The organism is Mucilaginibacter sp., from assembly GCF_039921305.1.
Lineage (GTDB): Bacteria > Bacteroidota > Bacteroidia > Sphingobacteriales > Sphingobacteriaceae > Mucilaginibacter.
In genome coordinates, this window is record NZ_JBDSCA010000023.1 from 179,286 (window position 1) to 195,063 (window position 15,778).

Below are 15,778 nucleotides of genomic sequence, written 5' to 3' on the forward strand. Positions count from 1 at the left end.
TTATTCAGTTTGATTATAAGCAGTATAATTACTGTACAGGTTTATAATGGGTTATTTAACTGCTTATGTTATTCAAAGCTATGGTATGAGCTTGCCGCGGTTCAGGGTATAAACACTGTAATTAAAAAGCTATTTAAACCCCCATTTTAAGCTGTATATCAAGACTAATATTCAACGTATATTGGTTTTTTATTGATTTAATGCTGGAATTTATATCACAAAGGCACTAACAAGCGCGGTTATATTTTTAATGAGATTGGTGGCTGTGTAACTACACAAACATTGAGGCAAGCTGAATATCACTGAAAGTGATAGCCTCTCTAAACAGGTAAGTTTAGCAAATAGGCAATGAATAGCCCGAAACAGGTGTGCAAAGAAGTAGGTAATAAGAAAGTGGGAACTAATCAGTTATTAATGTCCAATTTATACCCTCTGCCGTGGACATTGGTTATTTGGATTGCCTTATCGTTCTCCAACTTTTTGCGGAGCTTGGATATAAACACATCTAAACTACGGCCTACAATTACGCCTTCGTCTTCCCATATTTCTTTTTGAAGCCGGGCCCTTTCAACAATCACGTTTGGTGATGTTGCAAATATTAAAAACAACTTGTTCTCTTTGGCTGTAAGCTCTATGATAGTATCATCGAAAATTAAATGCCGTTTATTGGCATCAAATAAGGTGTTGCCAATTTTTAAACTATCATTACCTATTGGTATAACAGACTGCTTTTTTCGTGTTTTGACAGAACGGGAGATCAGTAAGCCTACAAAAGCCAGCATAGGCAAACTGCCAAGCAAATAACCTTTTTGTATAGGTGTAATGCCTGATTTTTGGAATTTGACATCAATGCGATAACAACTTTTAGGTTGCTTTCTTCCCGAACAGGGTACAATATTATCCTGCTCTTTTCCTAATATGGCATAGCCGAATATCACATCTTTACCTGCACAGTTTAGTACATTAACTATATAATTGTGCGTAAGGTTATTTTGAGCCAACGAACGTTTAATGATGGTGACCAATGAATCGGACTGAAAAGTAAATTCGTTTTGAAAGGTGATCTGATACTCGTTTTCGGCTGTTTTTTTTACTGGCAACACTCTTGACGTGCTATCTCCTGAATGCAAAAGTACTTCGTGCCCTATTTTTCTGAGCATGATCTCTTGCCTGGCCATGTCGAAATCATTATTGTCAGAAATATTGAAAGCACAAAACATGGCCATCAGCAATACAGCAATTGCTCCTAAAAGGTATTTGGTTGTTGTTTTCAATATCATTGCCGATAGGTAACACCAAAGGTAACTGAATTTGCAAAAGAGATAACCGAATTTACAAAATTTACATTTTATTTTACAGACTAAAGCATTGAGCTTAAAGGGTGTGCATGTAGGTTTGCTTTATGAAAAATCAACACGCAATCTTCCGGTTTACAATTGCCTTATTATTCGCTATTAGTAGGTTTAACGGCTACGCACAACAAACCAGTGCAACACAAACCATTAATTACCAGCTTGATGTTAAGCAAAGTAAAATTTTATGGCAAGTTCCTAAAAACAAACATTATGGCTTTTTGCTTTTTAATTCGGGATCGCTTAACGCGACCGCTCCTGGCAAACCTACCGGTGGAACCTTCAGCATGAATATGAATAGTATGAGAAGTACCGATCATAAATTGCAAAAAGACAACCAGGAGATAGATGATCTTTTACGAAGTGACGGATACTTCGCAATTGCTAAATACCCAACAGCTACTATGGTTGTTTTGAATATTGCCCCAACAAATAACCCTGTACAATTTAAGGTTTCGGGCAACCTCACTATTAAAAGCAGTACAAATCCTATTTTTTTTATAGCCAACATCAAAACAGTTAATAAGGACATGCGCATAACCGCCAATTTAAAAATAGACCGCATGAAATGGCACATTACCGGCGAAACAGAACATTTTATATTTAGTATAAAGGAGAACTTACAGGATGCCTTTATAGCTGATGAGATACCTATTACACTCAACCTGGTATTTCATCAAATATGATTCTATAAATATCCTGATCATAGTTGGCACTAAACTATAATTGCGCAATATTGTTAATAAATTATGGAAGCACTTCCTTTTCGCAAAGACCAAACACCCTACTCAATTTTGGGGATTCGGAATAATAATTCTATATTCATTTTTTGTAGCAAATAGCTCAACCAATTCAAACCGTTGCTTAAAATATCTAATCTACCATAAATATGATGCCTGTTTGGCTTTGATTACACAAAGCTTAACTACAATGGTAAGGATGAAGCCTTAAATGGTGCTTATACTAGCGTTTATTTTATATGGCTTGCGCCTAACTATGGAACTATAACTAGGGTAACAAGTGGCTTGTGAGCCATTATTTATTCATAAAACACACAAATGATTAGAGTAGGATTTATCTGGTTTTTGTTTTTATTATCGCTTTTAACTGTATTTAAGGCTCCGGCTTATTACCTGTGGTTGGTATCTATCGTGGTAACCGAGTTTCCGTGGGTATTTATTGTGGTCACGCTGTTTTTACTGGTATGGGGCATGGGTGTAAACAAATATCAGTTAGCTGGCGCTATACCGGGTGTAATTGCTTTGATATTGTTTTGTACCCCTATTGTACGGGCCTATAATGTTGCCCACACTTTAAAGCCCGATTTTGAAGCTGTGTTTGGAGCGGGTAGCACCAAGGTGACCAATAAATCAATCAAAGAACCTTTCCGGTTTTTTAAAATGCTGGCAGGCATCGGCGAAAAGCTGGCATTGCCCGAAGTTTTAACTTACGATACAGAGCATAATTTAAAATTGGATTATTATCATACCAAAGCACCTGGAAAACAGCCTTGTATAGTGATTGTTCATGGCGGCTCGTGGAGCACTGGCAACAGTACCGAATTGCCGGAGTTAAATACCCATTTGTACAAGGTTGGTTATAATGTAGCTGCGGTTAATTATCGTTTAGCGCCTAAGTTTCAAAACCCGGTTCCTGTTCAGGATGTGCATACGGCTATTACTTATCTGAAAGCCCATGCCGAAGAATTAGGGATAGATACCACTAATTTCATATTACTGGGCCGCTCTGCAGGTGGGCAAATTGCTTTACTATCGGCCTATACCCTTAACGAACCGGGAGTTAAAGGCGTAATAAGCTATTACGCTCCGGCGGATATGGTTTGGGGGTATTCCATCCCATCAAACCCTTTGGTGATGGATTCGCGCAAGGTGATGAGCGATTATTTGGGCGGGGCTTATGATAACGTACCGAAGAACTATGAAGCCAGTTCGCCTATATTGGCGGTTACTAAAAACGCTATCCCAACACTACTAATTCATGGGCAGAATGATGTGCTGGTTGCTTATGAGCACAGCCGCCGCCTAAACGAAAAGCTACAGCAATTAGGCGTTAAACACTTTTTACTTACACTGCCCTGGGCAACCCACGGTTGCGATTATACCCTGAACGGACCAAGCGGCCAGTTAGCTACCTATACGGTAGACAGGTTTATTAACCAAATGACCAAATAACATGCAGAAGGCAGCAATTATTGGTACCGGTATTGCCGGTATAGGTTGCGGGCACTTTTTAAACCCAATCGCCCGCATTGCTTTATACCGAACAAGCCGTTACATAGGCGACATACCCAATACGGTTACAATTTAAGAAGATGGCCAACCTGTTTATATTAACACCGGTTTTATGGTTTAATTTTCACACTTATCCTAACCTGATTAAGCTGTTTAAAGAGATAGGCGGGCCCATTAAAAAAACGGACATGAGCTTTAGCGTGCAGCATAAAATGGCAAATACTTTCAGATAACGGTCTTCATTTCCAATTTAGATGTTGCTCCTGCGTACGGGGCATTTAAAGATAAAAAGTCGTCATTTTTGGGTGTTTTCAATCAAAAATTGAACCTCTTTAATGTTATGATGGGATATGTTTGTGCTTGCATTACGTTAGCATCCTGCGAATCTGCCTTGCTTTAACCGAATGAGTTTATGAAAATGTATATCCCCAAATTACCGGGTACTTTCCGGCATGCGATAAGCTTAGCCTGGAGTAGCGATATAGCGCAACCCCGGGTTAGAGCAGGTGTATCCAAACCTTACGATATCTTATTGCGATTTTTTTTATGAATAGATTACGAGTTTACTTTAATAAGAGCACTTATAGAATAATTTTAAGTGCATTTTTTTTAACCTCTAGCCTGGTAGCAGCCGGACAGGCCAACGAACCCGTTAACGGCACAACAGGAACGCCGCTAGGGGGTTTTGGAGCGGGAGCGATAAAATTTAACGCATCAAAGGGTACGTTTACTTTGATGACACGGCCACCGGCGGACGCCTATGATTTCAAAACTGTTCCCGGCGCTCATTTTGAGTTTTATTCTCAAAGAGGTTCAACCGTCAAATCCCAGAATGTTATGACTGCCGTAAATAAAGATGGTCATCCGGATGATGATGCTATTTGGCCGTTGCATATGGTCAATTTTGGTAAAATCAATGATGTGCAGATCAGAATGACCGGTTTTTCGCCATTGGATAACAAGGATTATAATAACATGAGCCTTCCATATGCTTTTTACGAATTTTCCGTAGAAAACCTTTCCGGCTCTCCGGTCACTGTGGGATTAGCGTTACAATGGGCTTTACCCGGAGAGCCTTTCAGTGCCCAACCGGGTGTCGGTATTTATAGTTTCAGCAGAAGTGTTTCAGTAGCAAGTAGCGCTAAATCAACCAAAGTTACCACAGGAAATATGGATGAGCCAAACTTCCTCGCGACCGGAAAATGCGATAATACCGTTAACGGGGAAGGTGGAAAAGCTGCTGCTTCAATAGAGTTGAAACCCCATGAAACGTCGGTGATTCGTTTTGTGGTTGCCTGGTATGATAACACGGACCCTGCGCTGGCGTATTATTTTAACCTGGCCAATAACGCTCAAACGGTTGGCCGGATAGGATTGAAGAATTTTGATTTGCTTAAAGAAAATGCCGTGTGCCTGGTAAACCGTTTCCGGGCTTCTAATCTCCCGTCATGGCTCAAAAACCAAACGCTTAACACATTAGCCAATCTATCCACTAATTCCATGTACAAAAAAGACGGACGTGTGGGTTTTGCCGAGGGACAATGGACCTGCTTTGGCACCATGGATCAAATGTGGCATGCCAGGCAGATTGTTGCGGAAACCGTTCCTTACTTCGCCTGGCAAGAATTACGTTACTGGGCCCGTACGCAAATGAAGAACGGGCAAATCCATCATGATTTCAATAAAATGGGTGGAAATGGTGAACGCGAAAAAAGATCGGTTCTGGTTGACTGGGACGATACCGAACATGATGATTATAGAAACATTCAAAAGTGGGTTGATTTAAACTGTGCATTTATTATTTCCACATTCGAAGTGTATCAGATAACAGGTGATAAAGCACAATTTGAATTTCTTTGGCCTTATGTAAAGAGGGCCGCACAACGGATAATTGATCAGGTTGGTTTATATGGAAACAAAGAGTTTCCATATACTTTTGATCAGTCGGAGAATTCCTATGACGCGGGAGGTGAACCCAATCCCTTCAATGCCAACCTGTCTGCGGTTGCTTATAAGGTTATGACCATATTGGCTCAGGAACAAAAGGATCTCACTTCGGTAAAACAATATCAGAGTGCATACGATCAGGTAGTGAAATCCTTCGCCAATCGTTACCTTAGCGATGAGCATTTCAAGTTGGGAAATCATTGTGAATCTTATTTTGCGGGCCAATGGCTCGCTTTCAACCTAAAGCTGGGGCAAATTTGGACTGCCGGCAACACTGATTATGTATTGAATAGGCTCGACCAGTACTATCATCCGTTATACTGGGGATTAGGTAACGAAAAAGGCACCTATGACGAATGGACGCCTTATATCCTAACCCATTATGGTGGTTTACTGCTGAATACCGACCGGGCCTTGCAATGGATGGCATTGCAGAAAGACGCTTACCAGCGACAATATCAGAATAGAGACAAAGTATTCGACCATCCGCTCAATATCTTACCGGTGGTAAAATCCGCTAAATGGACTGCTACCAATACCAGCAGCGATAAACAATACATCAGTATGCCCGGTTTGTGGCGTAACTATTATGATCTGGCCGGATATCACCGGGATATGCGGACGAAGGAGCTTTGGTTGCAACCGATTATACTTGCGGAATTAAATCATGAATTGAGGAACGCGCTGGTTTTTTCACCGGAAGGTTATGGGAGCATCAGTTGCAAAACGTATGGAGCTGCTGACCAGAATAAAATGATCAGTTTCAAATCCGATCAAAAAATTTCAGTCTCCACGTTGCACTTACGCGACGATTTTGGGAAAAATGTTAGTTTATCAATCAATGGTAAGTCTTATTCATTTACAAGGGGAGGTAGCGGGTATGCTAAAGAATTGTTAATTCAATGGAATGACAGCATCGATGAAAAAGGCATCCAAATCAAAGTTACCGGCGATCCGGGCTCTTCCCATCCTGTTCTTCCACCTGCACCAAGAGAAGTTCAAAACGATGGACGTAAAACAAGTTCGCAGCGCAACGCTTATGAAATAATAGAGGCCGAATCGGCAGAGAAGTCAGCGGGAACAACTAAAGATACAACCGGAACTGGAAGAGTATTCGTTACTTCCTGTAACAACTTTGATTACATCCAGTTTGGCAGTATCGATTTTGGCAAAGAGGGTGCTGATCAATTCCTGGCCCGGATATCGAGCGTTCAGGGCGGATCAAACATTGAGATCGTAGTGGACAATGTAGCAGGGGAGCTAATAGGTACCTGTGCTGTACCCAACACCGGCAGCTTTGATACCTGGCAGACCGTGAGTAGTTCAATTAAAAAAATTAAAGGTACCCATGATATCATTTTACGTTTTTCGGGTGCAAACTCCAATAATTTAATGAACATCGATAAAATCATCTTCAACAATAAAGATAATAACCCTCCACAGGGGTTTTCGAAATAGCATTGAAAAATACCTAACACGCCGGACATTCCTAAGCAGAGCAAACTCTGCGATTTAAACGGAATAACCCCGCACCAACAGAATCTGAAAATGAGGCGTTATATAAAAAGGCTGGATGATGAATCCGGCCTTTTTAGTTCAATCAATTGCTACATTAACGCTTAGTATCCTAATTCATGTATTCTAATTCGCGCTTTACTATCTTCCTTGTCGATAGAATAAAATCAGGTTCAATAACCCATCATAAAAAAGCCACAGACTACCCACGAATGAGTTGGTCTGTGACTTATTATCCTTACCGGAACAGGCATTAATATGCCCAACGTGGGTCGCCTATTGTGCTTCCGGAAGTGCTTGCAGTAAATATGGGGCTGGTGGAAGGCAATGCCTGCAAGCTAAATGTTTGGGTAGTTGCGGTCCAACCCAGGTTAATATTCAGGCTGCCAACCTGGTTCAAACCGGTGAGTATTAATGGTGTGCTATTTGCTCCGTTTGAATATAAATTGAAATAATTATTATTCAGGAAATCATTGGTACTACCCGATCCGGTGCTGCGGGAAGCATTGACCTGTGTTGTTCCTGCCTGCGGCGAATTTGCCAGAATGGAATTTCTTAGCGCATAACTGATCTTGTTGGTATTGGCGTCAATAAACAGGTATTTACTACCTCCGCCAAAATTATTAAACGTGCAGTAATCAACCGTAATTACAGGTACAATAGCAGATGCCGCAAGCGCGGTACCCATGTTAAACAAACCTGTACCCATATTGTAGAAGGTTGACTTAGTGATGCTGAATGAATTGAGCAGCGTTTTCTCCAGACTAATGTTATAGTAGGTGCTGGTTCCGGCTTTATCAATATTATAGATAATACAATTGTTTATGATATAAGATTTGATGGTATGCGTGTTAACCGTTGTTGCGTTATTACCCAATATCAGGCACCTGGTATAATCATGGATGATACAGTTGTCCAGTTTCACATCCGCGAAGTTAGTTGGGTCGCCAACCGCCACCAGGCCTCTTAAGTTCAAAAATTGTACACCAAACGAGGTCCCGGTATAGTTACCGTTAATTTCGACCCCGGCAAGGATCAATCCAGCGCCATTACCCGCAAGGTCTATCTCCCTTACATTTATCTTAGTATCGGCAGCATTATTTGATGTAGATCTGATAGATACACTTTTACCAGTAATGGTGAATACCGATGTACCAAGGGTATAGGTTCCGGGATTGAGTCCGATCACATCTCCGTCGGCTGCCGCATTAATCGCCCCGACCAGATCACCACCAGCTGACAACGTTTTAGTGTAGGTTACCGTATTTGGCGTGGTGAAACTCATAATTCCCCTGCTCTTAGCCCCGGCAAAAAGTTGTAAAGTATATTTTGTATTAGGGGTTAGGTTGTTTAAAAGTTTTGAGCCAGCCGCAATCTCCGTTGGCGAGATAGTAAAGGTGGTTGCAACGCTTCCATTCACCGACAAAACGATCTTATCAATATTTGTGGTATTGGCATTAACGTACCAATGTATCAATGCCGTGGTTGGGTTGATCTCGTAATCACGGATCACGCGAAGATAATTAAGCCCGTTGATCGTAAAAGATTTAGACAGGTAATAGTAACGGGATGAATCGGACCCTTTAAACGGATTTACGACCAGGCGTGCATAATATTTTTTAGCAACGGCCAGTGTAGGTTCTACCACAACAAAACCCAGGGTATCTACGGTTTTAGTCAGATCAATACTGTGAAAAGAACTATCCTGTGATATATCAACAGTATAGGTATACCGTTTTCCGCTGGACAAAACCGGTGCGGTCCAACTAAATACCGCGGAATCTTTCGCCGTTTTAACCCCAAAGGAGCCCGGCAGGAATGGGCGGTTGGTAGATGCATCGTCGACTATGCCGTCAAATGATTTAACGCACGCGCTCAGCACCAGTAACACAACTGCCAGCGGAAGCAACTTCAAATATTGTTTTATTGATTTCATACTTATCGATTATTTCATTAAGTTTTATTGAGTATATCCAAAATTCTGTTGCACTGCTCCGCGGTTTTCAATGATCACCTTTGAAGGATATGGCAGAAGTTCGCTCTTATTTGGCTGGAACTTACATACATATCCTTTACCAGGATCGTTGAGAAAGTCAGCGCCTGTTAATACCCCCGCTGTCCAGGTTCCCATTTGTTTTCGCCAGTATATCCGCGTGTAACCGCCGGGAACGGCGGTGTTAGCCGTATAGTAAGCCACATTGTTAATACCGCCGTAAATATTTTGCGTCGATTCTTCGGTTGTACAGTCCCGGTTGCCAAAAGTGCTCGGCAGGTAGTAAATATAATCAGGAGCAAATGGATATGGATTACTAGGTGTTATAGCGGCCCCTGCAGCAAGGAACGGTAGCCTGGCCCTCACGTCGTTTATCTTGGTAGTTAACAGGTTCCACCGGATCAGGTCATATTTTCGCAAACCTTCACCACCAAATTCTAATAACCTTTCTTGTGTTAAAGCGGTAAAAAAGCCGTCGTGGTCGGATGGGGTAACAGGTAGTGGATTTGAGCCATAGGCACGCTTTTGCACCAGTTGCAGCGCTTGCAAAGCAGTAATTGCGCCGGATGTTTGCAGCTCGTTGGCCACCTCCGCATACATCAGCAGCACATCGGCATATCTTACAACCGGCCAGTTAACACCATAAGTGAGCAAGGTTGAGGCCGAAGTAAAAGCGGTCCACGATTTTCTGAATTTAGCACAATTTAAAGTGGCAAGGTTATTAACGGCCTTACCTTCGCTTGCGCCTACGGTATAAGTACAAACGGTTACATCTCTTCTTGAATCTGTACCGTTCTGGAATGAATAGAAATAGGTAGGCAGCGCGTTCGGTCCGCCACCTGCTTTGCCCCAGGTTGGACTGCCGTTGTAATTAGTCCCAAAACTTCTTGCAAGGTCGCCGTCGTTAAAACCGCCCCACATCGCTATCTCGAAGATCAGTTCATGGGCATCATCGTACCGTGTGGGTGAGTGCAATGTTTTGAATACGTTTTCGAAACTCGGATTTAATTGATGCTGTCCTGATTGTATGATGTCGTTACACTCATCAAAAGCGATCTGGTAATATTTAAGATAGTCTGGTTTGCGTTCCAATAAATGAGAGGTTGTGCGGAGCGAATATCCCCCACGGGCCAGCGCAACGCGCGCACGTAAGGCTTTAATGGCAGCCTTGGTTATTCTCAGAGATCCGTAATCCGGAAGTTCGGAGCGCCAGCCAACATAGCCCGATGCCAGTTTCAGGTCGTCAAGTATCTTATCATAAGTACTGTCACGGTCTGAGTTTTTTAAAAACTGCGACGGGAGATCAGCGGAGGGTACAAACGTTGCCGGTACATCTCCCCAATTTATAATCAATTCGAAATAGAACAATGCCCTGAGTGTCAAGGCTTCGCCAAGATAACGTTGCATAAGCACCTTACTCGCCCCTGAATAAGCAGATGACAGCGGTATGTATTTACAGGCTATATTAGCACGTTCAATTCCGGCATAAAGCTGAGTGAAGGTATCGTAAAGGCTCCCCGTAAGCGGGCTTGCACCATAGTTTGAGATGGCATAGTTTTGCGTTGGATCGAAACTACTGTTACCCTGTGCAGAAAAGTCATCCGCGCCCACCGGTATAACATAAGCAAGATTACTTCCAAAGCCAGCTCTGCCGGCTGCCTTATTGTATATGCTCAGGATCTCGTTACCGGTATTATCGGTTGTGGCGAAGGTTTGCTCAATATTGAGCGCCGACGGGGATTGAAAATCCAGGAATTTTTTACAAGAGGCCATTGTAGCAACGCTTGCGATGGCTATCAGTAAATAAAGTTTTTTTAAGTTATTTATTGTTTTCATGATCTTAAAATGAAAGGTTAACACCTGCGAGTATGTAGCGGCTACGCGGGTAAGCAGAATAGTCAACACCGGGGGTCAGAGCCGTTCCTCTTGTACTTGCCTCTGGGTCAAATCCTTTATATTTTGTAAAGGTGTAAAGATTGTTAACGGTGGCGAACACCCGGAGTTTAGACAACCAACCTATCCGGGAGATGAGTTTAGACGGCATTGTGTAGCCCAGTGTCACGTTGGTTAAGCGTAGGTAGGAAGCATCTTCCACACCGTAACTTGTTGGCAGCAACGTACCCGAGCGTGGCGCAAATAGCGTGGTATTTGTATTAAGGGCCGTAAGCTGATCGTAGTTGGTGATATAATTACCCGCCTGGTCAAAATTCTTAAACCCATTCACAAATGCCGCCGGGTAGTTATTGCCATTCACCTGGTATTGGATACTTAGGGCCATATTGGTTGCGTTGTAGGTTTTATTACCATACGAGAAGTTCATAAAAACATTCATATCAAAGGCTTTGTAACGGAACTGGCTGTTAAAACCGCCAATAAACAAGGGCTGATAGTTTCCTATAACCGTTTTATCGTTGCTGGTGATCACACCGTCCCCGTCCAGGTCTTTCAGCTTGATCTTTCCCGGATAAATATTCGTCCCCAATTTGGATGTGGCATCTACTACACCTGGTTTTAAGGTCCAGGTAGGGTTGTTTGGGTGGCTTGGTAGGCTGGCCTCATAAATGGCCCGGTCAAAATCATCAACCTTGTAAAATCCATCATATACATAACCGTAAAACAAACCAACCGGCTTACCTACCTGAACGTAGTAATCTTCTTCGGTCACTCCCCATCCGGAGGACACCGCATATCCGTAAGTTGACGTTCCGCCCTGGTTTAATGACAATACAACGTTACGGTTGAAAGACATATTGAACGAAGCGCTATAAGTAAAATCCTTACTTCTAACCACGTCACCAGTCAACTGTATTTCAAGACCCTGATTGCGGGTAGAACCAATATTTTGATACTGTGTAAGATAACCGGTTTGTTGCGGGATATTTGTACTCAGCAATAAATCGTTGGTTACATTGGAGTAAACATCAACAGTAGCCGTTAAACGGGAATTGAAAAAATCGAGATCGAGACCAATATTCTTCGAAACGGTTGTTTCCCATTTTAAGTTGGGATTGGCCAGGTGATCAGAATAATAGCCGCTGGTTTGCGAATTATCAGATATTGAATAGCCTCCTGCGCTAGGACTGCTTAAGAAAGTGGTTGAATAAACGCGGTCGCCGTTAACCCTGTTGTTTCCGGCGGTTCCATAACTCAAACGTAATTTAGCAGCATTGATCCAGGAAGGGCTTAACTTTTGAAAAAACTTTTCATCCGAAACTCTCCAGGCAAACTGCGCGGATGGAAAAGTAGACCATCTGTTTTCTTCAGCGAACTTTGATGATCCATCCTTCCGTATCGACAGGTTCAGGTTATATTTGTTTTTGTAAGAGTACATAACCCTGCTGAAATAGGAAAACAACCTTTCGCCACCAACATTGGTAAAAGATGGCGCCTGAATACTCCCCGGCGGCGGGTTGGCCTGCTGTATATTGGCAAATGCGCTCTCCCAGGTTACCGATGGCGGGAAGTACTGGATATTCTGGGTAAAGTTATCATTGTCTATCTTGTTCAATTCCTGACCTAACACTATATCAAAACGGTTGGCTTTCAATGTTTTTGAAAAGGTAAACACGTTGCTATTGTTAATGGTGGTAGAATTTGATTTGCCCAGATCAACATACGGATATCCGGTGTAGAGGGCTAAGTTTGAATAATTTGATACCTTGAAGTTACTTACCCCCCTAAAATTTTTATTATCATTTTGCGTGGTATTGTACCCAATGTTTGAACGGAAGGACAAGCCCGGCAAAATATTGATACTCATAAATCCGCTGCCTACCAGGTTTTTGGATAAATTACGCGACATATCCCTTGTTGCGAATGTAGTTGGATTACTCAGGTCAATCACGGTTTCAAAATTTGAATCCGGATCATTTTGCTGTAATGTAGAGGCGGCATCATAAGGCTGGAACCGCGCGGCACCCAGAATAGATCCGTTGCTACCTTTTGAAGATGTACCCGACCCAACAACGAGTTGATTACCATACCGTACATTAACGCCTACCCGCAAGGCTTTGCTCACCTGGTTTTCAAAACGAAACGATCCGAAGATGCGATCCATTCCAGATGCGAGCATTATACCATCTTCTGAATACCGGTTGAAAATGATGCTGTATAAACTGGTTTCGTTACCACCGTTAATACTGAGGTTTTGCGTATTGGAAAGCGCGCTCCTGCCAAATACTCGTTGCTGCCAGTTCACAGCAGGTATGCTCTTGTAGATATCAAAATCGGCAGGGCTGCCATATGTTCTTACAAAACCATTATATATTGATGAATCGGCCAGGAGGTACCCATTGTAATGCATCAGATTTTGCGCGAATTGAGCCTGCACATAATCGTATGGTTTCATCATCTGCAGGTAGTTAGTTATTTTGCGTACCCCTGCATAGCTATCAAATGAAACAATGGTGCGCCCTTTTTTGCCGCTTTTTGTGGTGATGATGAATACCCCGTTTGCACCGCGTGATCCATATATGGAGGTAGATGCAACGTCTTTGAGTACGTCGATGCTTTGTATTTCGTTGGGTGAAAGAACCGTTAGAGCGTTCTCCATCGGAAATCCATCCACAATGAACAGTGGTGAATTATCCTGAGTGATAGATGTTCCTCCACGTACGGTAACATTGATGGTTGCACCGGGAGCGCCTTCTGTTGTATTAACAGCAACACCGGCCAATTTCCCGGCTAATGCTTCGGCCACAGATGAAACCGGAAAATCCTGAATATCCTTCGCGGTGATAGAAGATACAGAACCTGCTAACCGTTCTTTACTTACCGTTCCGTAACCAACGTTTACAACCACCACCTCATTGAGTGCTGTGCTGTCGTCCAAAAGGGTTACGTTAATGGTTGTTTGATTTGCAACTTTAACCTCAACAGATTTATATCCGATGAAGGAATAAACAAGGATCGCGTCGGAAGAAGGAACCCGTATTGTAAATTGACCTTTGTTATTTGTAGTTACTGCTACAGTGGCACCTTTGATCTTAACTGTGGCTCCTGGAATGGCTTCTCCTGACTTATCTTTGATGACGCCTGTTACTACAATATCTTTTTCATTAAATGATAAAACAGGTTGTTCTAAATTGGTATTGAGGTGTTTTTCCACCCCAGTGTGATTATGCTTATAAGCGAATGAGTTGGTTGATACGGAGATCAATAATATTATGGCTATAAGCAAGCTGGTTGGTCTTTGCTTATGATTCCATCCGTTACCTGATGGTGCCAAATAAAAAAACAATGGAAAATTCTTAATCATATTATGAGTTTAATGCTGGTTGTATTAAAAAAATAGAGGACTGTTCCGTTAGAAATAGTTTGATAAAGGTTATAACATAGCGATCTCCCTTCTTAGTTATTAGATTAGATTGAATAGCCTGATGCTGCCGAAGGTTATCCAGCCGCGTAGCATACTTTTTATAATTGGTTTATGAGCCGAGAACGATTTTGTAAGTTCAAGACCAGCTCAAAATAAACTAAAGGATACGCCAAAGAGGTTAAAAATCTGATCTAAAAAGGACGTGATTTAGGAAAAAAGCGGCTATATGATGATTTTTCGGGCATGATCCACTTATTTGACAAATTGTGAACTGGAATAGCAACGATTTATTAGCCGCGGTTTTGAAGATCAATGGTTGCAAGACACAATTACATCATCTGTTTATATCAGTTAGAACTGTAGTATTCTTACTTTGCAGGTGTGTGTTTTCCCACAAGACAGATAGCGTTTATCAAGGTCAAAAAAGGCAGGGTTGCAGTACCTTGCTTTAGTTGCGTGAGGCGATCGGGTTTCTGAGGCTTGTTATGTGTAAAACAGATCCACAAAACATCAATGATAGGTTTTCTCATTGATCGCAGGCTTGCTGGATTTCAGGTAGTCAGACGGTGATATATTGTATTTGGTTTTAAAACAGGTGCTAAAATATTTAGGGCTACTAAATCCTACAGTATAGGCGATTTCTGCTACATTTCCGCCGCCCGCGTCAAAGTACTGCTTTGCACGTTGCAACCGCATATCCCGCACAAATTCAACCGGAGCAATTTGAGTAAGACTTTTAAATTTTTTATAAAAGTTTGCTCGCCCCATGTTGACCATGTGAGATACCTTTTCAATATCGAAGTCTGAGTCAGCCATATTTTCACTAATGATCTGTAATACCTTTTTGAGAAATATTTCGTCTTTAGACGTCACTATTATATCACCAGGTGCCAGGTTAACTATCTTCTTATCCGCGCTCAGTTTTTGAAATATTTTTTTTCGCTGGTCAAGAATATTATTGATAGCTGCGAGTAACAGCTCATTTTTAAACGGTTTACTGAGGTAGTAATCTGCACCATAATTCAACCCGATAATTTGATGCTCAACAGCGCTACGGGCAGACATCAGCACGACGGGGATATGGCTAACATTAACATCATTTTTTAATTTATCGATAAGTTCTATCCCATCCATCTTTGGCATCATTACGTCACTCAAAACAATATCTGGCATCAACAACTTTACCATTTCCAATCCCTCTAAACCATCTGCTGCCGTTTCTACCCTATAAATTTCACTTAGTTGCATCCGAAGAAACGCCCTCATATCCAGGTTATCTTCAACCAATAACAACAGCGGTGCATTCGTTTTATTGGAATGAACGTTGATGTCCCGAAGGTTATCCACCACCGGCTCCTCATTGGCCGTTGGCCCGGGGAGCCTGATGGTATCGCCCATCTCA

10 protein-coding genes are annotated in these 15,778 nt (G+C 42.1%); 5 read left to right on the forward strand and 5 right to left on the reverse strand.

The features are described from left to right. Window positions 1–404: 404 nt before the first annotated feature. A complete protein-coding gene (locus ABIN91_RS06655; protein ID WP_348049752.1) occupies window positions 405–1,280 on the reverse strand; it encodes a winged helix-turn-helix domain-containing protein in 876 nt (291 codons plus the stop codon). A gap of 122 nt (window positions 1,281–1,402) precedes the next feature. Between ABIN91_RS06655 and ABIN91_RS06660 the strand changes: the two genes are divergently transcribed. From ABIN91_RS06660 to ABIN91_RS06680, 5 genes are all read left to right on the forward strand, one after another. Beyond that, window positions 1,403–2,038, forward strand: a complete 636-nt coding sequence (locus ABIN91_RS06660; RefSeq protein WP_348049754.1) for a YceI family protein — start codon at window positions 1,403–1,405, stop codon at window positions 2,036–2,038. A 372-nt stretch (window positions 2,039–2,410) separates the two neighbouring features. Beyond that, a complete protein-coding gene (locus ABIN91_RS06665) occupies window positions 2,411–3,544 on the forward strand; it encodes an alpha/beta hydrolase (protein ID WP_348049756.1) in 1,134 nt (377 codons plus the stop codon). Between the two features lies 1 nt (window position 3,545). Further along, complete coding sequence (locus tag ABIN91_RS06670; RefSeq protein ID WP_348049758.1) at window positions 3,546–3,680, forward strand: hypothetical protein; 135 nt, start codon at window positions 3,546–3,548, stop codon at window positions 3,678–3,680. Between the two features lie 4 nt (window positions 3,681–3,684). Further along, the gene (locus tag ABIN91_RS06675) at window positions 3,685–3,837 is read left to right on the forward strand and encodes a hypothetical protein (protein ID WP_348049760.1); all 153 of its coding nucleotides are present in this window, start codon (window positions 3,685–3,687) and stop codon (window positions 3,835–3,837) included. A gap of 313 nt (window positions 3,838–4,150) precedes the next feature. Further along, window positions 4,151–7,009 carry a carbohydrate-binding protein gene (locus ABIN91_RS06680; protein WP_348049762.1) on the forward strand — a complete coding sequence of 953 codons (2,859 nt, stop codon included), beginning with the start codon at window positions 4,151–4,153 and terminating at the stop codon, window positions 7,007–7,009. A 310-nt stretch (window positions 7,010–7,319) separates the two neighbouring features. Here ABIN91_RS06680 and ABIN91_RS06685 read toward each other — a convergent pair whose 3' ends face one another. The 4 genes from ABIN91_RS06685 to ABIN91_RS06700 form a co-directional block, all read right to left on the reverse strand. Next, a complete protein-coding gene (locus ABIN91_RS06685) occupies window positions 7,320–9,002 on the reverse strand; it encodes a DUF4957 domain-containing protein (RefSeq protein ID WP_348049764.1) in 1,683 nt (560 codons plus the stop codon). 24 nt (window positions 9,003–9,026) lie between these two features. Beyond that, window positions 9,027–10,895, reverse strand: a complete 1,869-nt coding sequence (locus ABIN91_RS06690) for a RagB/SusD family nutrient uptake outer membrane protein (protein WP_348049766.1) — start codon at window positions 10,893–10,895, stop codon at window positions 9,027–9,029. 4 nt (window positions 10,896–10,899) lie between these two features. Continuing rightward, window positions 10,900–14,316 (reverse strand): TonB-dependent receptor, encoded by a 3,417-nt coding sequence (locus ABIN91_RS06695; RefSeq protein WP_348049768.1) that lies wholly within the window; start codon window positions 14,314–14,316, stop codon window positions 10,900–10,902. Between the two features lie 570 nt (window positions 14,317–14,886). Beyond that, entirely contained in the window at window positions 14,887–15,774 is an 888-nt protein-coding gene (locus ABIN91_RS06700) for a response regulator (RefSeq protein ID WP_348049770.1), read from the reverse strand. Window positions 15,775–15,778: the final 4 nt, after the last annotated feature.